General features: G+C 62.3%; 20 protein-coding genes. 7 read left to right on the top strand and 13 right to left on the bottom strand.

Annotated features, from left to right (window positions below; all coding sequences use genetic code 11):
* Positions 1-18: 18 nt before the first annotated feature.
* On the bottom strand, positions 19-276 hold the full coding sequence (locus Q0J57_RS01210) for a hypothetical protein (RefSeq protein WP_297216004.1): 258 nt from the start codon (positions 274-276) through the stop codon (positions 19-21).
* A gap of 475 nt (positions 277-751) precedes the next feature.
* Positions 752-946, bottom strand: a complete 195-nt coding sequence (locus Q0J57_RS01205; protein ID WP_297216000.1) for a hypothetical protein — start codon at positions 944-946, stop codon at positions 752-754.
* Between the two features lie 191 nt (positions 947-1,137).
* Here Q0J57_RS01205 and tig point away from each other — a divergent pair, with 191 nt between their 5' ends.
* The 4 genes from tig to lon all read left to right on the top strand — a co-directional run bounded on the left by tig (position 1,138) and on the right by lon (position 7,122).
* Positions 1,138-2,472, top strand: a complete 1,335-nt coding sequence (tig, locus tag Q0J57_RS01200; protein ID WP_297215997.1) for a trigger factor — start codon at positions 1,138-1,140, stop codon at positions 2,470-2,472.
* Between the two features lie 139 nt (positions 2,473-2,611).
* Complete coding sequence (clpP, locus tag Q0J57_RS01195; RefSeq protein WP_297215994.1) at positions 2,612-3,214, top strand: ATP-dependent Clp endopeptidase proteolytic subunit ClpP; 603 nt, start codon at positions 2,612-2,614, stop codon at positions 3,212-3,214.
* Between the two features lies 1 nt (position 3,215).
* A complete protein-coding gene (gene clpX / locus Q0J57_RS01190) occupies positions 3,216-4,496 on the top strand; it encodes an ATP-dependent Clp protease ATP-binding subunit ClpX (protein WP_297215990.1) in 1,281 nt (426 codons plus the stop codon).
* 187 nt (positions 4,497-4,683) lie between these two features.
* The gene (gene lon / locus Q0J57_RS01185; RefSeq protein WP_297215987.1) at positions 4,684-7,122 is read left to right on the top strand and encodes an endopeptidase La; all 2,439 of its coding nucleotides are present in this window, start codon (positions 4,684-4,686) and stop codon (positions 7,120-7,122) included.
* Positions 7,123-7,412: 290 nt separating this feature from the next.
* Here lon and Q0J57_RS01180 read toward each other — a convergent pair whose 3' ends face one another.
* The 9 genes from Q0J57_RS01180 to guaB all read right to left on the bottom strand — a co-directional run bounded on the left by Q0J57_RS01180 (position 7,413) and on the right by guaB (position 16,245).
* Positions 7,413-7,736, bottom strand: coding sequence for an SMR family transporter (locus Q0J57_RS01180; RefSeq protein WP_297215985.1), 324 nt, complete (start codon positions 7,734-7,736; stop codon positions 7,413-7,415).
* The gene (locus tag Q0J57_RS01175; RefSeq protein ID WP_297215983.1) at positions 7,733-8,113 is read right to left on the bottom strand and encodes an SMR family transporter; all 381 of its coding nucleotides are present in this window, start codon (positions 8,111-8,113) and stop codon (positions 7,733-7,735) included. Before Q0J57_RS01175 ends, Q0J57_RS01180 begins: the two co-directional genes overlap by 4 nt.
* A gap of 651 nt (positions 8,114-8,764) precedes the next feature.
* Entirely contained in the window at positions 8,765-9,502 is a 738-nt protein-coding gene (gene hisA, locus Q0J57_RS01170; protein WP_297215980.1) for a 1-(5-phosphoribosyl)-5-[(5-phosphoribosylamino)methylideneamino]imidazole-4-carboxamide isomerase, read from the bottom strand.
* The gene (locus Q0J57_RS01165) at positions 9,499-10,161 is read right to left on the bottom strand and encodes a hypothetical protein (protein WP_297215977.1); all 663 of its coding nucleotides are present in this window, start codon (positions 10,159-10,161) and stop codon (positions 9,499-9,501) included. The genes hisA and Q0J57_RS01165 overlap by 4 nt, the downstream gene beginning before the upstream one ends.
* Positions 10,161-10,751 (bottom strand): imidazoleglycerol-phosphate dehydratase HisB, encoded by a 591-nt coding sequence (hisB, locus tag Q0J57_RS01160; RefSeq protein ID WP_297216781.1) that lies wholly within the window; start codon positions 10,749-10,751, stop codon positions 10,161-10,163. Before hisB ends, Q0J57_RS01165 begins: the two co-directional genes overlap by 1 nt.
* Positions 10,752-10,758: 7 nt before the next feature.
* Positions 10,759-12,387 (bottom strand): twin-arginine translocase subunit TatC, encoded by a 1,629-nt coding sequence (gene tatC / locus Q0J57_RS01155; protein ID WP_297215974.1) that lies wholly within the window; start codon positions 12,385-12,387, stop codon positions 10,759-10,761.
* Positions 12,384-12,824, bottom strand: a complete 441-nt coding sequence (locus Q0J57_RS01150) for a twin-arginine translocase TatA/TatE family subunit (protein WP_297215971.1) — start codon at positions 12,822-12,824, stop codon at positions 12,384-12,386. The genes tatC and Q0J57_RS01150 overlap by 4 nt, the downstream gene beginning before the upstream one ends.
* A 220-nt stretch (positions 12,825-13,044) precedes the next feature.
* Positions 13,045-14,589, bottom strand: a complete 1,545-nt coding sequence (gene guaA / locus Q0J57_RS01145; protein WP_297215968.1) for a glutamine-hydrolyzing GMP synthase — start codon at positions 14,587-14,589, stop codon at positions 13,045-13,047.
* Between the two features lie 198 nt (positions 14,590-14,787).
* Positions 14,788-16,245 carry an IMP dehydrogenase gene (gene guaB / locus Q0J57_RS01140; RefSeq protein WP_297215964.1) on the bottom strand — a complete coding sequence of 486 codons (1,458 nt, stop codon included), beginning with the start codon at positions 16,243-16,245 and terminating at the stop codon, positions 14,788-14,790.
* A 391-nt stretch (positions 16,246-16,636) separates the two neighbouring features.
* Here guaB and Q0J57_RS01135 point away from each other — a divergent pair, with 391 nt between their 5' ends.
* Positions 16,637-18,133: an outer membrane homotrimeric porin gene (locus Q0J57_RS01135; RefSeq protein ID WP_297215960.1), complete on the top strand. Its 1,497-nt coding sequence runs from the start codon at positions 16,637-16,639 to the stop codon at positions 18,131-18,133.
* 653 nt (positions 18,134-18,786) lie between these two features.
* Here Q0J57_RS01135 and Q0J57_RS01130 read toward each other — a convergent pair.
* Positions 18,787-20,850 (bottom strand): elongation factor G, encoded by a 2,064-nt coding sequence (locus tag Q0J57_RS01130; RefSeq protein WP_297215957.1) that lies wholly within the window; start codon positions 20,848-20,850, stop codon positions 18,787-18,789.
* A gap of 220 nt (positions 20,851-21,070) precedes the next feature.
* On the bottom strand, positions 21,071-21,499 hold the full coding sequence (locus Q0J57_RS01125) for a thioesterase family protein (RefSeq protein ID WP_297215954.1): 429 nt from the start codon (positions 21,497-21,499) through the stop codon (positions 21,071-21,073).
* 48 nt (positions 21,500-21,547) lie between these two features.
* On the opposite strand from Q0J57_RS01125, the gene Q0J57_RS01120 reads away from it, so the two are divergent.
* Together Q0J57_RS01120 and galE are read left to right on the top strand one after the other, a co-directional pair.
* Positions 21,548-22,672, top strand: coding sequence for an MltA domain-containing protein (locus Q0J57_RS01120; RefSeq protein WP_297215951.1), 1,125 nt, complete (start codon positions 21,548-21,550; stop codon positions 22,670-22,672).
* 11 nt (positions 22,673-22,683) lie between these two features.
* Positions 22,684-23,682: a UDP-glucose 4-epimerase GalE gene (gene galE / locus Q0J57_RS01115; RefSeq protein ID WP_297215948.1), complete on the top strand. Its 999-nt coding sequence runs from the start codon at positions 22,684-22,686 to the stop codon at positions 23,680-23,682.
* The last annotated feature ends 68 nt before the right edge of the window (positions 23,683-23,750 follow it).

Below are 23,750 nucleotides of genomic sequence, written 5' to 3'. Positions count from 1 at the left end.
GGTTCTGGGGGATGGTCGCTAGTTGAGCAGACCGGTGCTGTCCTGCCCGTCTGCGTCGTCATCGAAGGAGGGCAGGTTTTTGGTGATGTCGTTGATGACGGGGTTCTCGCTGCCCACGCAGTCGATGCCATTGTCCTTCAGGAATTGCCTGATGACATTCAGCTCGCTGGAGGTGAGAGGCTCCCCGGAAGTGAGGCGGGCACTGAAGTTTTGGGACAGCAGGCCGTGAAGGCCCGCCAGCTCGGCTTCGGTGCCGCGTTTGGTTTGTTCGGACATGGTGGTCGTTCCTTGGTCGTGGTCGTCGTATGTTGTGGAATCGGGAAGGAGGGACGATGAACGCCCCGCCTTTCCTTCGTTTGCTTGAAAGGAGCGGGGCCTTGCTGTAGGGTGATTCTTGGTATGTCGTTCCCTTGCTGTGTGTTCAAAGGCAGAGAGACACCAGTGCAAAGGAGAGATGCCCATGAATCAGACGTTCGTGGATTTTTGCATCCAGGTCCTCGCGAACCTGTTTGCTGAAGTCCTGAAGCGGCTGCTCATGATGGAGTTCTAGCCGTCATACGGATATGGAAAGGCCCCTGACGGCGGGGCAACGCTATCAGGGGCTGTCCTTAATTGACCCTAACCGGCAAGGGACGGCTCCCGTAGTGGGAGAACATACCCACAATCTTTGCCGGGGCGAAGGGTGTTAGCAGCACTCTTCGCCTTTTTCTTGGAAAAGCATAGACACCACTTGGCAAAAAGGCAACTATTTTCACATCCGCAGACTTAGCGCCTCGGTTCCGCCAAGGGCAGCCGAGGTGATGGCCCAGAGTATCCTGTCTGTCCATTTACTGTTGCTCCAGCTCTTGGCCTGTTCCAGTTCCACGGTGCGGAGGCGTTCGCTGATTTCCTTGAGGGAATTGCGAGTGATGATGGCCTGCTCCCGTAACGGCAACAGGGAGGGCATGCCTTGGCAGGGGCAAAGGGCCGCCGCAATGGTGCTGCCGGCTTCGGGGCAGAAGGGGCCTGTCTGCTCTTGTATTGAACGGCCCTTTGTGGTAGCAGTGACGGTTACCTTCACGAAGGACCGGCAGGCCCGCGTCTGCTGTGGCGCCGGGGTCGTGCGGAAGGAAGCAAAAAACGCCAAAGGAGCGCCCTGTGGAATATACCATTGAAGAACTTTCGCCGGTAAAGAGGAAACTCAGCATCACAGCTGATGCCAAGGATGTGGACGCCGCCATTGATGCGGCTGTCGCCCGGTACCGCACCTCCATCCAGATTGACGGTTTCCGCAAGGGCAAGGTTCCGGCTTCCGTCGTGGAAAAGCGCTATAAGGATCATATCTACATGGAAGCCCGGCAGGATATGATCAACGGCCAGGTGGCCGATACGCTGGTGCAGCTGCATCTGGAGCCGGTTTCCGGCATTCAGTTTACCGAAGAGGCCGCCGATATGGTGCGCGGCAGCGGCCTGAGCTATACGGTGGAATTTGAAGTGCTGCCGGCCTTTGACCTGCCTGCCTATGAGGGCATGGAAGTGGAAAAGGACAAGGTGGTGGTCAAGGATGAGGAAGTGGATGCCGTGCTGGAACGCATCCGCCGTGACCGCGCCGAGCTGATCCCCGTGGAAGGCGAAGGCCCGGCCACCGACGGCCAGATTGCCACCATCAGCTTTGAGGCCTTCGAGGACGGCAAGCCCGTGGAAGACCTCAAGACCGAAAATTTCGACCTGCCTCTGGGTGAAGGGCAGGCCATGGACGATTTCGAAAACCTGGTCAAGAGCGTCAAGGTGGGGTGCACCGGCGAAAAGGACATCACCTTCCCGGACAATTTCCCGGCCCGCAATCTGGCCGGCAAGACCCTTTCCATCAAGGTCACCGTGCATGCCATCAAGGACCGCAAGCTGCCTGAACTGACGGACGAACTGTTCAAGAGCATGGGGGTGGAAAGCGTGGACAAGATGCGCACCTCCATTCGCGAAAGCTATGCCCGCAGCCGCGAAAATACGGCGCGCAGCGCTGCGCAGAAAAAGATGCTGGATACCATGCTCAAGGGGCTGGAATTTGCCCTGCCCGAAAGCCTGCTGGACTTCCAGGAACGTACCCTCATTGCCGAAATGAGCGCCCGCATGGAAGCGCAGGGCCAGAAGCTGTCTGACCTTGGCAAGAGCGAGGAAGAGCTGCGCAAGGACGTGCGGAAGCAGGCCGAGCAGCTGACCCGCATGCAGGTGCTGCTCCTGGCCATTGCGCACAAGGAAGGCCTGCGGGTGACCCAGCCGGAACTGGACAACCATCTGTACCGCATCTGCCTGCAGAATGGGGAAGACTTCCACAAGGTGCGCGAAGCCTACGAGCGTTCCGGCATGATGAGCGCCATGCGCGACCGCCTGCTGGCTGACAAGGCCATGGAAGCCGCCTATGCCAAGGCTTCTGTCAAGGAAGTGGAACCCCTGGAAGAGCTGAAGCCCACCCACAAGGTGCCGGCTGCCCAGTAACGGGACGCACGCATTCCCTTGCCGTCTGACGCCGCGTCCGAAAACGGGCGCGGCGTTATTGGATTTTTTCGGCCGGCCGCGCGGCATGCCGCCGCGTGCAGGGCCACGCCCTTCTTACCGGAGAACACGAGGTCAGCCCATGTCCTACGTCCCCTATGTTGTCGAAAATACGGGCCGCTCGGAACGCACGTACGATATCTATTCCCGCCTGCTCAAGGACCGCATCATCCTGTTGAGCACGGAAGTGACCGATGCCGTGGCATCGAGCATCTGCGCCCAGCTGCTCTTCCTGGAATCGCAGGACCCGGAGCAGGAGATCAATCTGTACATCAATTCTCCCGGCGGTTCCGTGACAGCCGGTCTGGCCATCTATGATACCATGCGCTATATCACCTCCCCGGTGACCACGGTCTGCATGGGCCGGGCGGCCAGCATGGGGGCCTTTTTGCTGGCCGCCGGCAGGAAGGGCATGCGCTTTGCCCTGCCCAACAGCCAGATCATGATTCATCAGCCGCTGGGCGGCTATCAGGGGCAGGCCTCGGACATTGAAATCCATGCCCGCGAAATTCTGCGCCTCAAGGAGAACCTCAATCGCATGCTGGCCGAGAATACGGGCCAGCCTTACGAGGCCATTGTGGCCGCCACGGAACGCGACAACTTCCTGACTTCCGAAGAGGCCCGGAAGCTGGGCATCATCGACCGCGTGCTGACTTCCCGCCGCGATCTCGAGGAAATGAAATAAGATGGCAAATGACACCACTTCCCGCACTGACGAGCCGCTGCGCTGCTCGTTCTGCGGTCGCTCCGAGCATGAAGTCAAGAACCTCATCGTGCAGGACAATGCCCGTATCTGCGACCAGTGCATCAAGGCATGCAGCGATATCATCGCCCGTGACCAGCTGCATAACGATGACTCGCCGGACCGTCTGCTTTCGCCGCAGGAGATCAAGGAACGACTGGACGAATACGTCATCGGCCAGCACGAGGCCAAGAAGATTCTGTCCGTGGCGGTGCACAACCACTACAAGCGCGTCTTCTTTGCCGATGCCCTCGGCGATGACGTGGAGCTGGAAAAGAGCAATATCCTGCTGGTGGGGCCTTCCGGCAGTGGCAAGACCCTGCTGGCCAAGACCCTGGCCAGGATTCTGCGCGTGCCCTTTGCCATTGCCGATGCCACGACCCTGACCGAGGCCGGCTACGTGGGCGAGGATGTGGAAAACATCCTGGTGCAGCTGCTCCAGAATGCGGACTACGATCTGGAAGCCGCCAGCAAGGGCATCATCTACATTGACGAAATCGACAAGATTTCCCGCAAGAGCGACGGCCCCTCCATCACCCGCGACGTTTCGGGAGAAGGGGTGCAGCAGGCCCTGCTCAAGATCATTGAAGGCACGGAGGCCAATATCCCGCCCAAGGGGGGGCGCAAGCATCCCCAGCAGGAATTCATCCGCATGAACACCAGCAATATTCTGTTCATTGTGGGCGGGGCCTTTGTGGGACTGGACAAGATTGTGGAATCACGCATGTCCGGCGGGTCCATGGGCTTTGGCGCCCATGTGCATCACAGCAAGAACATGCCCCTGTCCGAGCTGCTGGACAAGATCCATCCGCAGGACCTGGTGCAGTTCGGCCTCATTCCCGAATTTGTGGGCCGCATTCCCATCATCACCCATGTGGATGAACTGGATGAACCCGACCTCATACGCATCCTCACCGAACCCAAGAATGCCCTGGTGCGGCAGTACCAGAAGCTCTTTGAGCTGGACAACGTGCACCTGCGCTTTACGCCCAATGCGCTCAAGGCCATTGCCCACAAGGCCATCGAGCGCAAGACCGGTGCCCGCGGCCTGCGCAATGTGATGGAGCGCATCATGCTGGACATCATGTTCCGTCTGCCATCCATGCCCAATGTGAAGGAATGCCTTATCAATCAGGCTGTCATTGAAAAAGGCAAGGAACCTGTGCTGCTCTATGGCGAAGACGGGGCGCCCGCAGCGGCCGGCGGAGACGGGCAGGCATCCTAGGCCAAGGGCGGCGGGGCAGGCCCGTCTGCCCCGTGACGGCATGCTCAGAAGAACCGGGCGCGCCATGCTGCGGCATGGACGCGCCCTCTGGTACCGGAGACGTTTCCGGTCATGATTTTGTGGTTGCGGTCGCCCCGGCGGCTGCGATACGGCGCCCGGTTCTGGCCCGGGCGCGGAGGAATCTCCTATGTCCGAATCCGTACGCGCTGCCAAGGTGCAGATATTGCCACTGATGCCCCTGCGGGAAGTGGTCATGTTTCCGCGTTCCATCATGCCGCTCTTTGTGGGGCGAGAGGCGTCCATCAAGGCCATCGAGGCCGCGCAGAGCGCCTACGGAAAAAGCATTTTTCTGGTGACGCAGCGCGAGGCCGATGTGGAGCGCCCCGGTGCGCAGGACCTGTTCCCCGTGGGGGTGGTCTGCCGGCTGCTCCAGATGCTGCGTCTGCCCGACGGCACCATCAAGGTCCTGTTCGAGGGCCTGCACCGCGCCGCGTGGACCGCGCTGGAAACGGACGGCCCCTGCCCGCTGGTGCAGATCAGCTCCGTGCAGGAAAGCGAGAGCCGCCCCGAGGAGCGCGAGGCCCTGGTGCGCGCCGTGCATGAGGCTGTGGAGGAATTTGCCAAAGCCAACAAGAAGATGTCGCCGGAGGCCGTACAGGCCATCAGCGCCCTGAAGGACGCCGGCGCGCTGGCCGATGCGGTGCTGCCCCATCTCAAGGTGGAGTATCGCAAGAAGCAGGAAGTGCTGGAAGAGACGGACGTGACGGCCCGCCTGGAAAAGGTCTATGCCTTTTTACAGGGTGAAGTGGCCGTGGCCAGCATGGAAAAGCGCATCAAGAATCGCGTCAAGGTGCAGATGGAGCGCAACCAGCGCGAGTACTATCTCAATGAGCAGATCAAGGCCATCAACAAGGAAATGGGCCGGGAAGATGATCCGCAGGCCGAGATGGACGAGCTGGAAAAAAAGCTGAAGGCACGCAACATGCCCGCAGAGGCCAGCGAACGGGCGCTTTCCGAAATCAAGAAGCTGCGCGTCATTCCCCCGTCTGCCGCGGAATATACGGTGGTGCGCAACTATGTGGACTGGCTGCTGGACCTGCCCTGGAATGACCTCAAGGAAGTGGATATCGATATCCACAAGGCCAGGGCCATTCTGGACGGCGATCACTACGGGCTGGAAAAGCCCAAGGAGCGCATCCTCGAATATCTGGCCGTGCAGAAGCTCTCCAACGGCCTGCGCGGTCCCATTCTCTGCTTTGTGGGGCCGCCCGGCGTGGGCAAGACCTCCCTGGCCCGCTCCGTGGCCCGCGCCACAGGGCGCGAATACGTGCGTCTGTCCCTGGGCGGCGTGCGGGACGAGGCCGAAATCCGCGGGCATCGGCGTACCTATGTGGGGGCGCTGCCGGGCAAGATCATCCAGTCGCTCAAGCGGGTGAAGTTCAACAATCCCCTGTTCTGCCTGGATGAAGTGGACAAGATGAGTTCCGACTTTCGCGGCGACCCGGCGTCGGCGCTGCTGGAGGTGCTGGACCCGGAACAGAACAATGCCTTCATGGATCATTATCTGGACCTGGACTATGATCTGTCCAAGGTCTTCTTCATCACCACGGCCAATTCCCTGGACGCCATCCCCATGCCCCTGCTGGACCGCATGGAGATTATCGAGCTGAACAGCTACCTGGAAACGGAAAAGCTGCACATCGCCCGGAATTTCCTGCTGCCGCGACAGATCGAGGAACATGGGCTGCGGGACTTCAATATCCGCCTTTCCGACAATGCTCTGCTGGAAATCATTCGTTCCTATACCTGGGAGGCCGGGGTCCGCAATCTGGAACGGGAAATTGCTGCCCTGTGCCGCAAGACGGCCATTCGCCTGGTGGAGGAAAAGGACCACAACAAGTGCGTGACCATATCCCGTCAGAGCCTTCCCTCGCTGCTGGGCGTCAAGCGCTACCGGCACGAGGAGCGCGAGAATGAATCGCAGGTGGGCGTCTGTGCCGGCCTGGCCTACAATCAGCGCGGCGGTGAAATTCTGCTGGTGGAAACCAGCCTCATGAGCGGCAGCGGGCAGGTGGTGACCACCGGCCATCTGGGCGATGTCATGAAGGAATCTGCCCGTGCGGCCCTGAGCTATGTGCGCTCCCGTGCGGACATCCTGGGGCTGGACCCGCATTTCCACAGCAAGGTGGACATTCATGTGCATGTGCCGTCCGGCGCCACCCCCAAGGACGGGCCGTCTGCGGGCATCACACTGGCCACCTCCATCACCTCGGCCCTGCTGGGCATTGCCGTGCGCAACGATGTGGCCATGACCGGCGAAATTTCCCTGCGCGGCCGGGTGCTGCCCATCGGCGGCCTGCGGGAAAAGCTGCTGGCCGCCCGGCGCAGCGGCATCAAGCGGGTCATCATGCCGCGCGATAATGAAAAGGACCTGCGGGACGTGCCGGACGAGGTCCTGCGGGACCTGGAAATCCTCTTTGTGGACCATGTGGACGAGGTGCTGCCCCTGGCCCTGGACGCGCCGGAGGACGTCATCTTTTCCGGCCGGGACACGGCGCGCCCCCTGTATCTTTCCCTGCGTGCCGGCGCAAGCGCGCCGGAAGAGGCGGCCTCGGCCACGCATTAGGGCGCGTTGACACCAGGCTTGCCTACTAGTCCACGGCAATACCCCATAGCGGCAACGCCTGTTCTGTGATGCAGGTCTGCCGGGCGCTTCCGTGCGCCCTGGACACGCGCGCCGGGGAAGGGGAATGTTTCTTTCCTGGAAGCGCGGCTGCGAGCCAGGAATGTTCTGGGCATGCCGAAAAATCTGCACAGCGCACGGCCATGTGGCCAGCGAGGGGCGCGGTCCGTTCCTGAAGAGCGGACCGCGCCCCTCGTTTTGTGACGGGAGAACGGGCAAAAGGCCGGAGCAGCCTAGGACAGTTGCAGGAGCAGCATGCCGCAGATCAGCAGCGCCATGCCCGCAAAGGCGCAGGGACGCAGCGTCTGCCGGAAGAAGAACCAGCCTCCCAGAGAGGTGCCCAGTATGCCAAAGCTGCCCCACATGGCATAGGCCACGGAAAGGTCCATCCAGCGCACCACTTCGGACAGGCAGAAAAAGGCCAGTCCCACGCAGAGCAGGGCGCCCACACCGTAAAGCCGCCGGCGAAAGCCGTCACTGTGGGCCAGCAGCAGATTGGCCAGCACATCCAGCGCCGCGGCGCCAATGAGCAGGAGAACAGGCAGAAGCATGCTCATGACCTGTTCTCCTTCTGCGTCGTTGTGCCCTGGCTGGTTCCGTGATGGACCAGCATGGCACCGCCCAGGACGCAGCAGAGGCCCAGCAGGCGCTGCGCCGACAGATGTTCCCCCAGCACAAGTATGCCGGACAGGGTTACCAGGGTCAGGCCCATGGCTTCCCAGAAGGCAAAGGCCACGCCCACGGGCAGGCCGGTGGTGGACAGGGACAGGCAGTAGTAGGACAGGCCGATGCACAGCCACATGAGCACCAGCCCCAGCAGAGAGGCATGGGCAAAGGCCCAGTCATGGGAAAGTTTCATGAGGGTGGATCCGCCCACTTCCAGCACAATAGCTGCCAGCAGGCACATCCAGTGATAGGGACGTACAGGAGACATGATGACCTCGCGTTGCAGGAGACGGCCCGCACCGTAAGCGCGGGCATGACGGTATGCGGCGCATGCCATGGCATGCGCCCTGAGGAGCTGTCAGTACGCGGGGACGACTAGAGGAAGGAACGCCAGTAGCGTTCACGATGACAGGCCAGAACGGCCCGGAAAAGGGGGAAAAATCTGCCGGAAAGCATGGATGTGAGCATAGGGGGACTGCCTTTTTCCGTCAAGCCTCCTGCGCGGTCGGCGCCTCATGGCGTGGTGTGCTGTGCGTTTGCGGCGGACCGGTGCGGGGAGAAGGCGGCGGTGCGTGCTGGCCCCTCCCTGCGGGTGTGTGCCGTGACGCAGCAGAACGGGGGAAAGGCGCGCTCGTACAGGTGCGTCCTTTCCCCCGAAAGCGTTTGTGGTGTGATCCGGGAATGCGCCCGGCCTGGGGCCTGTTACCCCTCTTCGCTGCCTGTTTGGGGGAAGGGAAAGCCCTCCGCCGGCGCGGGAGCGGGTTTCCCTTCCCCCAACCCCCCATCCCTTCCCCAGCGCACTTTTACCGGGGGAAGAGCTTGGGACACAAGGACTCTCTCCCCTAAAGGCACGCGGAGTGTATACGGGATATTTGCTTTATCTGTTGAAATTATTTGTAAAATTCGTTGTTAACAAACGTTAGTCCTGTTGTGCGGCAAGCCAGCGGTTGGCCTCGGCCAGATTCAGGGTGCCTTCATACAGGGCGCGGCCGCTGATGGCGCCCTGCAGATGGGCCGTGCGGCTGAGAGGGTAGAGGGCCTGCACATCGGCCAGCGTGGCCACGCCGCCGGCCGCGATGACCGGCACGGAGGAGGCCCGGGCCAGATGCTCCAGGGCCGTCAGGTTGACCCCGCTCTGCATGCCGTCACGCTCGATGTCCGTATAGATGATGAAGGCTGCGCCGTCGCCCAGCAGGCGGGGCAGAACGTCGTCCACGGTCATGCCGGCATCGGCCACCCAGCCCTTGGTCTTGAGGCGTCCGCCCTCGGCATCCAGCGAAACGCCAATGCGCCCCGGAAAGCGGGCGCAAAGCGCGGCAAAGGCCTGAGGCTGTTCCAGAGCCAGGGTGCCGATGATGAGGCGTTCCACCCCGGCATCCAGATAGGCCTGGGCGATGTTCTGGTCACGGATGCCTCCGCCAAGCTGCACGGGAATGCTCAGGGCCTCGCAGATGCGTTGCACGATGTGGCGGCTTCTGGGCAGGCCGTCAAAGGCGCCGTCCAGGTCCACCACGTGCAGCCAGCGTGCGCCCTGGTCCTGCCAGTGGCGCGCGGCGGCCACAGGGTCCGGAGAAAAGACCGTGCTGTCATGGGCACGGCCCTGACGCAGGCGGACGGCCTTGCCGTCCTGAATGTCCACAGCGGGAAAGATGATCATAGGGTAAAGTCCTTTACAGCCTTGAGCATGGCTTCGCGGGCCAGTTCCTCGGCCGTGGCCCAGCCGCCCTTGCGCTTGAAGAAGTCGCCGATTTCCAGCAGGTTGCTGGTCAGTCCCGACTGTTCCACATCATAGACGGAACGGGCGGTAACAGCGCCTTGCTTGATGTTGAGCAGGAAGAATTCGCAGCGCACATGCGCCGCCCGGGTAACGCCGGCGCGGGAGCCTTCGCGCTGATGCCAGTCCAGAATCTGGGGGATGATGAGCAGGTCGGCATCAAGGGTGCGGGCAAAACTGATCCAGTGGGGCAGTGCCTGCGGCTGGTTTGAGGTATGAAAGCGCATCTTGTCGGGCAGGTTCTTGCCCGGCGGAATGAAGAGATACTGGCGCTTGGTTTGGGTCAGGAGCACATCCCGCATGGTCCGGTCCATTTCTGCCAGCAGGTCCGGGGCAATGCGGCCCTGGGGTTCGGGCAGATAGCCCATGATGAGCTGACTGGTGCTGGTGGGCTGGGAGAAGGGGGCCACCGCAATGCGATAGGTCTGGGACAGGGTGCGGGGAACATCGGCCGTGCTGCGGGGCTTGCGGGCACAGGCCGTGAGGGCCAGAGCCAGGCAGAGCACAAGCAGGGTCGTCAGGGTGATGAAACGGGATCGCATCAGTCTAAACCTCCCTTGGTGCTGCGCACAACGGCGCCGGTTCGGGCAACGGCCTGGCGCAGGGCAAGCCCCAGCCCCTTGGCAACGGATTCCAGCAGATGGTGCCCGTTCTTGCCGTACAGAAAGGATACGTGCAGATTGCAGCGGGCGCTGCCGGCAAAGGCCTTGTAGTATTCCCGCCACAGGTCCTTTTCCTCGCCGCCCAGCACAGGGGGCAGCAGTTCGTCGCCACGCCATTCCAGCCAGGCGCGCCCGGAAAGGTCCAGGGTCACTTCCGTGAGGGCCTCGTCCATGGGAACCCGGCCAAAGCCCACACGCTCGATGCCTTTGCGGTCCCCCAGGGCTTCCAGAACGGCCTGCCCCAGCACGATGCCCACATCCTCGGCGCTGTGGTGGGCATCAATGTGCAGGTCTCCCTTGCAGCGCAGGGTCAGGTCCATGCCGGCCCAGAAGAAGGTCAGCGTCAGCATGTGATCCAGCAGGCCGAAGCCGGTGGCAATGTCGGTCTGGCCGGTGCCGTCCAGGCAGAGTTCCAGCCGGATGTCGGTTTCGGCGCTCTGACGGCTGCGGGCAGCCGTGCGCGGCGGCAGAGGCGGATTAGTCATGGGGCTTCTCGCTGCGGCTGGTGTCTGGCGTTCCGGCATCCCCGTCCGGGGTGCGCTTGTCCGCCGGGGCGGTGTCAGGGCTGTCATCCGCCGGCGTATCCGGTGTTTCCGCGGCAGCGGGCACGTCATTCCACGTGCCGTCGGGCATGCGGGAAACCTTCTTGGGATTGCTGGGGGTGAACACGCTGGGCCAGGGTTCCGGCTCGCTGCTGGCGGCGGGTTCGGGAGTGTCTTCCGCTTCGGCGGCGGGCTTCGGCTTTTTGCCGAAGGTAGCTGCCACCAGCACGCTGAACTCATAGAGAATCAGCATGGGAATGGCCATGAGCAGCTGCGACACCACGTCCGGCGGCGTGAGAATGGCCGCCACAATGAAGATGCCCAGAATGGCGTAGCGGCGGGCCTGCCGCATGCGGGCTGCGGTGAGCACACCCATGCGGGCAAGAAAGAAGGAGAACAGCGGCATCTCGAAAATGACGCCAAAGGCCACAAGCAGCTTGAGCACAAAGTCCACGTAATCGCTGATACGAGGGGTGACCTGTATCATGTCTGTGGAATAGCTCATGAAGAACTGGAAGGCAAAGGGGAAGACGATGTAATAGCAGAACAGCGCCCCACCCACAAAGAAGACCGCCGAAATGACAGCCACAGGCACAATGAAGAGTTTTTCCTCCTCATAGAGACCCGGTGAGATGAAGGCCCATACTTGATAGAAAATAAAGGGGCTTGCCACAAAGAGGCCGGCCACAAAGGCCACGAACATGCGGATGAAGAAGGCTTCGGGCATGCTGGTGTAGATGGCGTTGCCGCCGGCGGGCAGGGCAGCCAGGAGCGGTTTGACCAGAACGCCGAAGATGGGTTCCACAAAGGCCCAGCAGACGCAGAAGCCCAGAGCCGCGGCAATGAAGCAGCGCACCAGGCGCCAGCGCATTTCATTGAGATGATCCAGGAGGCCCATGGGCTTTTCCGCATCATCTTCCTGCGCCGTTTCGTCCGCAGGCGGCACGGGCGGCTCGCTGCCGCCATTACCGTCAGCGGGCACAGCGGCTGACGCGGCCGCAGCGGCCGGCACATCAGTCCCGGCGGTATCTTCTGCCGCGGGAGCGGTCCGGTCGTCGCTGTCGTCGTGGTCGGCCCGGTCGGCCCGGTCAGGATGGTCGGCATGATCGGCGTCGTGCTCCGCTTCGTCCGCGGCCGCTGTGTCGTCGGACAGGGAAGGATCGATGGCCTCTTCTGTCTCCGTGGTCACGGCATCAGAGGAGGTCGGGGGCTTGCTGTCCTCCGGGGCGGTCTCTGTCGTGCTGTCCTGTACAGCGTGGGGGTCAGGCGTGGCAGCCGCGTCATGCCCAGGCGCTTCCAGGGCATCATCGCCGGCCGCGGGTGCGTCGGCCGGGGATTCATCCGGGGTTTCGGCTGTGGCCTCGGCCGGGGATTCCGCCTCGGGCTGGTGTTCGTCCTGTTGTGCATCGCTCCGCCCCAGGGCACTCATGGCTTCCGTGGCCGAGCGGATGGCCGCATAGTCAATATCCGGGCCTTCCGTGTCCCGGGACGGCGCCGAAGCCGTCGGAGACGCCGTTTCGTCCTCCCGGGCCGGAGGCGTCAGCAGGGAATCCTTGGTGCTCATGCCTGCTCCTTGCCGGCAGGGGCCGCCGTCTGCGTGCTGTTGCCTTCGGCGGCGGCCTTGGTGCGGGCCACGCTCTGCGCCAGCGGACTGTCAGCCGGTGCCTCCTGGCCCTGGCCGGCCGGCGTGGCCGTGGTTTCCAGGGTTTCCGTTGCGGGCCTGCTGGCGGTGGTCGTGGCGGAAGTGCTTCCGGCCTGGGGCCCTGTGCCGGCAGCGGCCTGGGAGGGCGTGGTATTGTCAGCGCTCGAGCGCTGCTTTTCCTCTTCTTCCTCGCGGGCTACTTCCGCATTGAGGGTGCGCTGAAAATCGGTGGAGACGCGGCGGAACTCGCCAAGCGCCTTGCCCAGCGAGCGACTGACCCCGCTGAGGCTTTTGGGACCAAGCACCACCAGTGCCACCAGCAGGATCACCAGAAGTTCCGTGCTGCCGATGCCGAACATGTAACCCCCTTATGATGTATGCAATCAGAATGAATATCTGTCAGAAACGGGCCGCCCGTGCGCTGTCATACCAGCCGGCGGAGACCATACAGGGCTAACAGGTTAGCCCAGCCGGGGCATGTTGTAAAGCCGGCTGTCCGGCGGACAGGTCTCCTTGCGGCAGGGCAGGGCGCAGCACGCAAAACGGCCCCCCGGAAACGGAGGGCCGTGTCATGCGGTTTTATTCCCACTCGATGGTGCTCGGCGGTTTGGAGGACACGTCGTAGACCACGCGGTTGACGCCCTTGACTTCATTGATGATGCGGCCGGACATGCGGGCAATGAGGTCCGCTGGCAGGCGTGCCCAGTCGGCGGTCATGGCATCCACGCTGTCCACCACGCGCAGGGCGATGACGTGTTCGTAGGTGCGGCCATCGCCCATGACGCCCACGGTCTTGAGGGGCAGCAGCACGGCAAAGCCCTGCCAGACCTTGCGGTACCAGCCCGATTCGCGCAGTTCTTCCTGCACGATCTTGTCGGCCTGGCGTAGGATGTTCAGGCGGTCTTCGGTGATCTCGCCCAGCACACGGATGGCCAGACCGGGGCCAGGGAAGGGATGGCGCCAGACAATGGAGTCGGGCATGCCCAGCTCGGCGGCCACTTTGCGCACCTCGTCCTTGAAGAGTTCGCGCAGGGGTTCCACCAGTTTGAGATTCATGGTTTCGGGCAGGCCGCCCACGTTGTGGTGGCTCTTGATGACCGCGCTGGGACCCTTGTGCGAAACGGATTCGATGACATCGGGATAGAGGGTGCCCTGGGCCAGAAATTCCACTTCGGGCAGTTTTTTGGCCTCTTCATCAAAGATGTCAATGAAGGTGTGGCCGATGATCTTGCGCTTCTTTTCCGGGTCTTCCACGCCCTTGAGCAGATCAAGGAAGCGCTTCTGGGCCTGCACAAAGGTCAGGTTCAGGTCGAAATGTTCGCGCAGGTAGCTCACCACCTGTTCGCCCTCATTGAGGCGCAGCAGGCCGTTATCCACAAAGATGCAGTGCAGACGGTGGCCGATGGCCTTGTGCAGCAGCACGGCCACCACGGTGGAGTCGATGCCGCCGGAAAGGGCGCAGACCACATGCTTGTTGCCGATTTTTTCGGCCATTTCCTTGACCACGCGCTCCACAAAGGAGGACATGCTCCAGTCCGGCGTGATGCGGCAGATCTTGAAGAGGAAATTGCGCAGCATGCGTTCGCCGTCCACACTGTGGTGCACTTCGGGATGGAACTGCACGGCGTAGATGCGGCGCTTTTCATCCGCCATGGCTGCCACATCGAGGGTGGGCGTGCGCCCGGTGACCGTAAAGCCGGGGGGCGGCGCCATGACCTTGTCCCCGTGGCTCATCCAGACCCGGCTGGGGACTGCGGGATTCAGACCGTCCCAGAGGGCGCAGGGCGCCGTGAGGGTCAGATCGGCCGGGCCGTATTCCCGGGTTTCGGACTGGGCCAGACAGCCGCCAAGATTCTGGGCCAGCAGCTGCATGCCGTAGCAGATGCCCAGCACCGGCACGCCCAGTTCCAGCAGCCCCCTGTCCAGGGTGGGGGCGTCCGCTTCGCCCACACTGGCCGGGCCGCCGGACAGAATGACGGCCTGCGGCTGCATGGCCGCCACCTGGGCAGCCGTGACATTGCAGGCATGAATTTCGGAATAGACGCCGGCTTCGCGCACGCGGCGGGCGATGAGCTGCGTTACCTGTGAGCCGTAGTCAATGATGATAACCTTGCTGTGGGCCATGCTGGAACCTCGGCTGGTTGAAGGCTGGTGATGGTGAGGGAAACTCCCGTGCTGCCGCCGGCATGCTGCGGGAAAACCCGCAGCCGTGCCGGAACGGCGCCGCAGCGGACAGGGCCGGGGCCGCGGGGCCGCCTGCGGTCCCGCCCGCTGCGCAGTCAGTGCATCGGCCGCCACGGCGCTGCCATGGCGTCCGCACGCCTAGTTGTCAATGCGATAGTTGGGCGCTTCCTTGATGATGACCACATCATGCACATGGCTTTCACGCAGACCTGCCGGCGAAATTTCGCAGAAGGTGGTATTTGCGTGCAGATCGGCAAGCGTATGCGCGCCCACATACCCCATGCCGGAACGCAGACCGCCCATGAGCTGATAGATGGCTTCCATGACCGGCCCGCGGTAGGGCACGCGCCCCACGATGCCTTCGGGCACCAGCTTCTTGCTGCGTTCCTGGAAATAGCGGTCGGAGCTGCCTTCCTTCATGGCGTCGATGGATCCCATGCCGCGATAGACCTTATAGGTACGGCCCTGATAGAGGATGGTCTCGCCCGGGCTTTCTTCGGTCCCGGCAAAGAGGGAACCGATCATCACCGAATGGGCACCCACCACCAGGGCCTTCACAATGTCGCCGGAGAACTTGATGCCGCCGTCGGCAATGCAGCAGCGGTCCATTTCGCGGGCGGCACGGCTGCCGTCCATGATGGCCGTCACCTGCGGCACACCCACACCGGCCACGATGCGCGTGGTGCAGATGGAGCCGGGGCCGATGCCCACCTTGACCGTATCTGCCCCGGCCTCGAGAACGGCCCGCGCCCCTTCATAGGTGGCCACATTGCCCGCAATGAGCTGGCAGTTGGGGAAGGCGGACTTGACCTTGCGGATGGCATTGAGCACGTTCACCGAATGCCCGTGGGCAGAGTCCAGCACCAGCACGTCGGCGCCGGCGGCAAGCAGCATCTCGGCCCTGGCGTCACAGTCCTTGCCGATGCCGATGGCCGCGCCCACGCGCAGGCGGCCCTTGTCGTCCTTGCAGGCATTGGGGTACTTCTGCACCTTGTCGATGTCCTTCATGGTGATGAGGCCACGCAGGCGGTTGTTGTCATCCACCACCAGCAGCTTTTCGATGCGGTGCTCATGCAGATGCCGCTTGGATTCTTCCAGCGAGGTGCCCATGGGAACAGTGACCAGGTTTTCCTTGGTCATGTAGTCGGCCACAAGGGCCGTGTCGGCATTTTCCACAAAACGCACGTCGCGGTTGGTGAGGATGCCCACAAGCCTGTCATCGTCCACCACGGGCAGGCCGGAAACCCGGAAGTCCGCCATGAGGTCCAGCGCTTCCTGCACCGTATTGCGGGAAGAAACGGTCACCGGGTCCAGAATCATGCCGCTTTCGCTTTTCTTGACACGCTCCACTTCCAGGCGCTGCCGCTCCGGCGGCATGTTCTTGTGGATGATGCCGATGCCGCCCATGCGGGCCATGCTGATGGCCATGGCGGATTCGGTTACCGTATCCATGGCGGCGGACATGATCGGAATGCGCAGGGGAATGGTGGGAGTAAGCCAGGTGGAAAGGTCCACCGCGTCGGGCGTTACTTCCGAATAGCTGGGAACGAGCAGGATATCATCAAAGGTCAGAGCCTTGCCGCGGTTCGTAAACATGGAATGCCTCGCAATATGCTGGGATTACATGATAAAATTTGAATAGAGTATGATAGGCCATAAGCCTTTTTCTGTCAAATGACCGTTTGGGCGCAGCCGTTGCTCCGCGCGGGCAACGGGCTGTTTTTCCATCGGAATGCCACCATGGTAAAAATTTTTTTATCAAAAGGGCATTTTTTGCTTTGACATGCGCGAGAGGAGAGTATAAAAATTTTTACACAAGGCGGGAGAAGTCGGAACCTGTCCGTGCTGCCGCTGCCCCTCATGGCGTTTTCCCCCACTGCGGTGGGTGGTTTTTGATCCCGGTTCTGCAGGGAATGAAAAACAGGGGTCCCTTCGGGGAGTTTGACCGCAAGGTCGCATGGCAGAAAACAAAGAAGGAAGGACTATCATGAAGAAGCTTATGACGCTCGCTCTGGCTGCCGGCATGCTCTTTGGCATTGCTACCGGTGCCAGCGCTATCGATTTCAAGGCCAAGGGTCAGTGGTTGATGGGCTTTGGCGTGGGTGAAGACAGCCTGGTGCAGGATGAAGGCGATCACGATGCCGACACCGACGACATGTTCTACGCCCGTCAGCGTATCCGCCTGCAGTTGGATGCCGTGGCCTCCGAAGCCCTGTCCGGTACCGTGTACTTCGAAATCGGCACCACCGACTGGGGCAAGGCTGACAACGGCGGCGCCCTGGGTGCTGACGCCAACGACATCATCAAGGTGAAGCGCGCCTACATCGACTGGCTGGTGCCCAATACCGACCTCAAGTTCCGCATGGGTCTGCAGGGCGTGCAGCTGCCCAACAAGGCCGGCGGCTCCGCTGTGATGGATACCGATGTGGCCGGCATCACCGCTTCCTATGCCTTCAATGAAAACGTGGCCCTCACCGCTCTGTGGGCGCGTCCCTTCAATGACAACTATGCTGGCTACAATAAGAATGGTGTGTCCGACACCTATCGTGCCAACTATCTGGACAACATGGACCTGTTTGCCCTGATGGTCGACCTGAAGTTCGACGGCGTGCAGGCCACCCCCTGGATCATGTACGGCATGGCCGGCAAGAACGTGTGGGAGAATATGCCTGCTAATGATGGTAACCCCTACACCACCATGGGTGTTTTTGGTCCCCAGTATGACTTCAATTATTCCTCTAACGCCTACGGCTCCATGTTCTGGGCCGGCCTGCCTGTGGCCATCACCCTGTGGGATCCGCTGAACATCGAGTTCGACATCAACTACGGTTACGTGGAAAGCTACGGCCGTGCTAGTTTCGAAAATGCCAAGAACAACGCCTGGAAGCGCGGCAACACCCAGCGTCAGGGCTGGCTGGCCAAGGCCCTGGTGGAATACAAGATGGACTGGGGCGTTCCCGGCATCTTCGGCTGGTATGCCTCCGGTGACGACGGCGATGTGAAGAACGGTTCCGAACGCATGCCCTCCGTTGTCCCCTGCGGCAACTTCACCTCCTTCATGGGCGATGGCAACTACGGCTGGACCATGCAGGACTACAACCTGAGCTACGCCGGCACCTGGGGCATCGGTCTGCAGATCCGCGACATGAGCTTCATCGAAGACCTGAAGCACACCTTCCGCGTGGCCTACTGGGGCGGCACTAACAGCACGTCCATGGTTAAGTACAGCGGTTCTTCCATTGCTTGGAACTATGGTGGCGATGTTTACCCCACCGGTCCTTATCTGACCACCAACGACGGTCTGCTGGAATTCAACCTGGTGAACAACTACCAGATCTACGAAAACCTGGAAGCCAACCTGGAACTGAGCTACATCGTGAACATGATGGATCAGGACACCTGGCGTCATTCCACCTGGAACAACAAGGAATTCTCCAAGCAGGACATGTGGAAGGCTCAGGTGACCTTCGCCTACAGCTTCTAGTCCGCTGCGGGAAAACCGCCTAGGATACTCATGGGGGAGCGTCGCAAGACGCTCCCCTTTTTGTCTGTGTTGTATCCGCGGTATCTCCCTTGGAGGGAGGGAAAAGTGTTGTCTGCTGCCTGTGGCAGCATCATCTTTTTCTACATGGTTCGGAAAGGTGTTGCCCCGCGGCCGGGCAACAGCATTGCCCAAGACTTCCCCGGCTCGTGTGCTGTGAAAAACGGCACTGTCTTGCCGGTGGTACGCGAAGGCGTCTATTGCTGAAGGGGAAAAAAACCTTGTTTCCTTGTCCGGCGGGCGCATGCGGTCCGGGATCAGGGCATGCCAGAGATGACAGTGCTGGCCGACTGGTTCGTCTGTGCCTGAGCGGTAACGCCGGTACAGAGGGACGGGCAGCCTCAGCCTCGGGAACGGCAGCAGGGCAGGCCGTAGAGTGGTATGCTGATATGCCGGTCTGCACAGCGGAGCGGCAGGCCATGCGGCGCGGGGGGACATGTCTGAGCGCGTTGTCTGCCGGGCAGCGATGAGCAAGCAGCGGGAAGGCGCGCACGACTTTCCCGCAGATAGGGGCAGTAGCTGCCCTGTCTCTGCCGGACAGACAAACAAAAGGCCCGCCGAAGCGGGCCGTTTTGTTTGTTCATGAAACGGCCGGGCTATTCCTGACCGCTGTGTTCCTTGTATTCGGCAATGACACGTTCCACAATGGGCTGGGGCGCTTCCTCATAATGGGCAAATTCCATGGTGAAGAAGCCCTGACCGCCGGTCATGGAGCGCAGGTCCGGGGCATAGCGCAGCACTTCGCTCATGGGAACATGCGCCTTGATTTCGGTGACGCCGGCGCGGGAGTCGGAGCCGAGCACCTTGCCGCGGCGGGAGGACAGGTCGCCGATGACATCGCCCATATTTTCATCAGGCACAGAAACCGTCAGCAGCACAATGGGTTCCAGCAGAACAGGCTTGAGGCTTTCCATGGCCTTCTTGAACGCCAGGGAGCCGGCCACCTTGAAGGCCATTTCCGACGAGTCCACGGTGTGGTAGCTGCCGTCATAGACCTTGACGCGGAAGTCCACCACCTGGCAGCCGGCCAGATAGCCGCGGGCGGCGGCTTCCTGAATGCCCTTGTCAATGGCCGGAATGTACTGGCGGGGGATGACGCCGCCCACGATGGCATCTTCAAAGACATAGCCGGAGCCGCGGGGCAGGCCCTCCATCTCGATCCAGCAGTCGCCGAACTGCCCGCGTCCGCCGGACTGCTTCTTGTGGCGGCCCTGCACCTGGCACTTGCCACGCACCGTTTCCCGATAGGGGACCTTGGGGGTTTTCAGCACCATATCCACCTTGTAGCGGCGGCGGGCCTTTTCCACCGAGAGTTCGATATGCAGCTGTCCCATGCCGGAAAGCAGAATGTCGCCCGTTTCCTCGTCCCGGCCCAGGCGGAGGGTGATGTCTTCATCCAGCAGGCGCTGGATGGCGGCATAGACCTTGTCTTCATCGCCCTTTTCCTTGGGGGCCAGGGCATAGGTGATGAGCTGCGGGGGCAGCTCGGGCAGCGCCAGGGAGAAGGGGGCCTTTTCATCGCACAGCGTGTCGCCCGTGCGGGTGTTCTTCAGCTTGGCCACGGCCACGATGGCGCCGGGGCCGAGAACGTCCTTGCAGGGCGTCTGATTCTTGCCCACCATGTACTGGAGATTGCCCAGGCGTTCATTTTCCCCGGTGCGGCTGTTTCTGGCCACGGTATCCCCGTTGATGCTGCCCGAAAGAATGCGCAGGAAGGACAACTGCCCGGTGAAGGGGTCGGCCAGGGTCTTGAAGACAAAGGCCGCCAGCGGGCCGTCGGGGTCAGGCACCAGTTCATTGGCTTCATTGTCCAGGAAGGCCGGGCGTTCCAGCGGCGAGGGCAGCAGGGTCTGGACGGCATTGAGCACGGCGGCGCCGCCCTTGTTTTCCAGGGCGGAGCAGACCACCACCGGGGCCAGATCGCCGCGCAGAACACCATTGCGCAGGCCGACGGCCAGCTCTTCGGCGGGCAGGCTGCCTTCCTCAAGGTATTTTTCCATGAGGGCTTCGTCGCTTTCGGCGATATTTTCCACCGTCACATCGTGCAGCAGCGCCACGTCATCGGCCGCTTCCGGCGGCAGGGGCACTTCGGCCACGGCGCCGTCCGGGCCGAAGGCATAGGCCTTGCCGGAGAGAATGTCCACATAGCCGGTGAAGGCATCTCCGCTGCGGAGGGGGAAATGCAGGGCCACGGGGCGGGTACCCAGGCTGCTCAGGCCGTCAAAGGCCATCTGAAAGTCGGCGCGGTCGCGATCCAGCTTGTTGATGACAAAGATGGCGGGCAGGCCCGCTCCCTTCACGGCATTCCAGAGTTTCTTGGTCAGCGGGCGCACACCGTCTACGGCATCCAGCACAAAAAGCACGCTGTCCACACTCTGCAGCAGGTAGCCCATGTCCCCGGTAAAATTGCCGTCACCGGGAATATCAAGCAGAAAATGGCGATTCTTGTTCCAGAGCCACGTGGCAACGGCCGGCTGGATGGAACCGCGCCGACGAACTTCTTCTGGTTCGTAGTCGAGGCTGGTTGTGCCTTCTTCAATGGCGCCCATACGGGTGATGGCGCCAGCGGTGAAGAGCAGCATTTCCGCCAGGGACGTTTTGCCGCAGCCGCCGGTGCCGACGAGCGCGAACGTGCGTTGAGCATCTACCGGGTTGGACATAGGATACTCCCTTAGTAATCGGTGTGACATGTGCCGTGGTGGCCTCTGCCAGAAAAAAGGGGCATGGCGAGGCCGTGCCTTGGCCTTATGCCCGTATTTTAACCATAGCGCGTCACTGCCCAAAAGGGAAGTCCCCCTGCCAAGAATGCCCTCTTGACAGACGGACGGGCAAGAGGGACTATAAAACGATGCATTTCATGCCGCCTGCTCCGCCGCGTCCTCAGGACGGCAGCACGCTGAAGAGGGCGCGGAACCAGTCGGGCATGGCCACGGGGCGGCCCTCGCGGTTGACCAGCGCGTGCTGCGTACTGCCGGTGGCCAGCAGGTGCGACTTGTCCTCATTCCACAACTCATATACAAAGCGGAGTGACGCTCTTCCCATCTCGCTGATGCCTGCGTGCACCTGCACCAGGTCGTCATAGCGGGCGGGAGCGCGGTAGCGGCACTGCGCCTCGCGCACGGGCAGCAGGATGCCGCGCTCTTCCACATCCCGGTAGCTCATGCCGCGACAGCGGATGTACTCACTGCGGGCGCGTTCAAACACATGCAGATATTCCGCGTAGTAGAGCACCCCCATGGTATCGGTTTCGCCGTACGAGACCCTGTGGGCAAGCCAGACGTCGGAAGTGGGAAAATTCGTATGCACCATTCTGCTCCTTTTCTGTGCCGGACACGGCGCAGGGCACCGGCCGCCGGCATGGCCCGGTGGCTGTGCGCCGGTCTGATTCTTGTGCTGTGCCTGTGTGCCGCCTGCGCCAGGCAGGCGCCCCGGTCCGAGGCCGCGCGGCAGCGCCCCCAGGGGCCGCCCGTGGTCCTGCAGGAGTCGCAGGAAGAGTTTGTCCGCTGGCTGCATCCCCGCAATCAGGACCTGGAGTCCTGGTCGGACATGGCTCCTACGGTGCGGAAGTCCCTGCGCTATGTCAAGGGCAAGCCCCAGAAGGCACTGGCCGTGAGCCGGCCCGGCCTGCGGCTTACCTGGGGGGACATGCGCCGGACTCTGGAACGTCTGGAAGCGCTGCTGCCTCGTCTGGATGCCGAGCCGGAACTGTTTCTGGCCAACTTCACCTGGGTGCCCGTGGACGACGGCATCAAGTATTCCGGCTATTACGAGCCGCAGGTCCGGGCCAGCCGCCAGCGCAAGCCCGGCTATACGCAGGCCATCTACAGCCTGCCGCCGGATATGGCCGTCGTCAAGCGCCGCAACCGCGGCCGCTACTATGACCGCCGCACCATCGAGGAAAAGCAGGTGCTGGCCGGGCGCAATCTGGAACTGGCCTGGGCGGCGGACCCGGTGGACGTGTTCTTTCTGGAAATTCAGGGGTCGGGGCGCCTTATCTTTGACGACGGCACGCAGGCCTTCATCAACTATGCCGGCCAGAACGGGCACAAGTACAAGAGTTCCGGCCGCATCATGCGGGAAAAGGGCCTGCTCAGCGAGGGGCATATCTTTGAGCAGCGCCAGTGGTTCAAGGACCACCCCGACCGGGTGCGCGAGATCCTCAACGAAAATCCCAGCTATGTCTTTTTCCGCTTCGGCAACCGGGGGCCTACGGGCGCCATGGGCTATGTGGTGGATGACTGGATGTCCCTGGCCACGGACCGTGCCTTTCTGCCGCTGGGGTCCATCGTGGCCTACGGCGTCAACGCGCCTGACCCGGATTTCGGCGTCATTCCCCTGCGCGGCATAGGGCTGGCGCAGGATGTGGGCGGCGCCATCAAGCGCAATCGCATCGATATTTTCTGCGGTGGCGGCTATCGGGGCAATTACGTGGCCAGCCACCTGGACGCTAGCGGGCCGGCCTGGGTGCTGGTGGCCAGATAGGGAGGACAGGCATGCGCATTCTGGTATGTGGCGGTGCGGGCTATATCGGCTCGCACGCGGTGCGGGCGCTGCTGGCCCGCGGGGACCAGCCCGTGGTACTGGACAATCTGCGTACCGGGCACAGGGAATCCCTGCCCCCGGCGGTGCCCTTTGTGCAGGGCGACATGCGCGATGCCGCCCTCATGGACCGGGTCATGCAGGAACATGCCGTGCAGGCCGTGCTGCATTTTGCGGCCCTTTCCCTGGTGGGAGAAAGCATGCAGCAGCCGCTGCCGTACTTCAGCAACAATGTGCAGGGCATGCAGGTGCTGCTGGAGGCCATGCTGCGCAACGGGGTGCGCCACATTGTCTTTTCCTCGTCTGCGGCTGTCTATGGTGAACCGGATGCGCTGCCCATTCCCGAGGATGCCCCCCTGCGTCCCGGCAATCCCTACGGCGAAAGCAAGCGCATGATGGAAGCCATGATGCGCTGGGCGGCCGCGGCGCATGACCTGCGCTATGTTTCCCTGCGCTATTTCAATGTGGCCGGCGCCCATGCCGATGGCAGCATCGGCGAGGACCATGCGCCGGAAACCCATCTCATTCCCCTGGTGCTTCAGGTGGCGCTGGGCCGCCGGCCGCAGATTACGGTGTTCGGACAGGATTACGATACCCCGGACGGCACCTGCATCCGGGATTATATCGGGGTGGACGATCTGGCCGATGCCCATCTGCGTGCCCTGGATCATCTGCTGTCCGGCGGGGAGAGCAGCGTCTTCAATCTGGGCAACGGGCAGGGCTTTTCGGTGCGGCAGATTATCGACACGGCCCGGCGCGTCACCGGACGAGACATTCCCGAGGTGACCGGTCCCCGGCGTCCCGGCGATCCGGCCCGGCTGGTGGCCTCTGCCGGCAGGGCGCGCGAGGTGCTGGGCTGGCAGCCGCGGCAGGATGTGGAAGCCATCATTGCTTCGGCCTGGCGCTGGCACAGCGGGCACCCGCAGGGCTTTTCCGGCCCGCGCAGGGGGTAGGGCGTCTCGCCGGGCCTTGCCTGCGGGCGGGACCGTGCTTATGTGAGAGATGGGGAGTTTTTCCCCTG

The organism is uncultured Desulfovibrio sp. (genome assembly GCF_944324505.1).
GTDB lineage: Bacteria > Desulfobacterota > Desulfovibrionia > Desulfovibrionales > Desulfovibrionaceae > Desulfovibrio.
This window is presented reverse-complemented; position numbering and strand designations above follow the sequence as displayed.

Bases quoted from the DNA above. Each gene is read 5' to 3' on its own strand.
- Q0J57_RS01150 (WP_297215971.1), bottom strand. From the start codon at position 12,824: ATGTTCGGCATCGGCAGCACGGAACTTCTGGTGATCCTGCTGGTGGCA.
- guaB (WP_297215964.1), bottom strand. From the start codon at position 16,245: ATGTTTACGAACCGCGGCAAGGCTCTGACCTTTGATGATATCCTGCTC.
- Q0J57_RS01180 (WP_297215985.1), bottom strand. From the start codon at position 7,736: ATGAGCATGCTTCTGCCTGTTCTCCTGCTCATTGGCGCCGCGGCGCTG.
- clpP (WP_297215994.1), top strand. From the start codon at position 2,612: ATGTCCTACGTCCCCTATGTTGTCGAAAATACGGGCCGCTCGGAACGC.
- Q0J57_RS01120 (WP_297215951.1), top strand. From the start codon at position 21,548: ATGGCCCGGTGGCTGTGCGCCGGTCTGATTCTTGTGCTGTGCCTGTGT.
- guaA (WP_297215968.1), bottom strand. From the start codon at position 14,589: ATGGCCCACAGCAAGGTTATCATCATTGACTACGGCTCACAGGTAACG.
- Q0J57_RS01130 (WP_297215957.1), bottom strand. From the start codon at position 20,850: ATGTCCAACCCGGTAGATGCTCAACGCACGTTCGCGCTCGTCGGCACC.
- Q0J57_RS01205 (WP_297216000.1), bottom strand. From the start codon at position 946: ATGCCCTCCCTGTTGCCGTTACGGGAGCAGGCCATCATCACTCGCAAT.
- Q0J57_RS01165 (WP_297215977.1), bottom strand. From the start codon at position 10,161: ATGCGATCCCGTTTCATCACCCTGACGACCCTGCTTGTGCTCTGCCTG.
- lon (WP_297215987.1), top strand. From the start codon at position 4,684: ATGTCCGAATCCGTACGCGCTGCCAAGGTGCAGATATTGCCACTGATG.
- tatC (WP_297215974.1), bottom strand. From the start codon at position 12,387: ATGAGCACCAAGGATTCCCTGCTGACGCCTCCGGCCCGGGAGGACGAA.
- hisA (WP_297215980.1), bottom strand. From the start codon at position 9,502: ATGATCATCTTTCCCGCTGTGGACATTCAGGACGGCAAGGCCGTCCGC.
- clpX (WP_297215990.1), top strand. From the start codon at position 3,216: ATGGCAAATGACACCACTTCCCGCACTGACGAGCCGCTGCGCTGCTCG.
- Q0J57_RS01175 (WP_297215983.1), bottom strand. From the start codon at position 8,113: ATGTCTCCTGTACGTCCCTATCACTGGATGTGCCTGCTGGCAGCTATT.
- Q0J57_RS01125 (WP_297215954.1), bottom strand. From the start codon at position 21,499: ATGGTGCATACGAATTTTCCCACTTCCGACGTCTGGCTTGCCCACAGG.
- Q0J57_RS01135 (WP_297215960.1), top strand. From the start codon at position 16,637: ATGAAGAAGCTTATGACGCTCGCTCTGGCTGCCGGCATGCTCTTTGGC.
- galE (WP_297215948.1), top strand. From the start codon at position 22,684: ATGCGCATTCTGGTATGTGGCGGTGCGGGCTATATCGGCTCGCACGCG.
- Q0J57_RS01210 (WP_297216004.1), bottom strand. From the start codon at position 276: ATGTCCGAACAAACCAAACGCGGCACCGAAGCCGAGCTGGCGGGCCTT.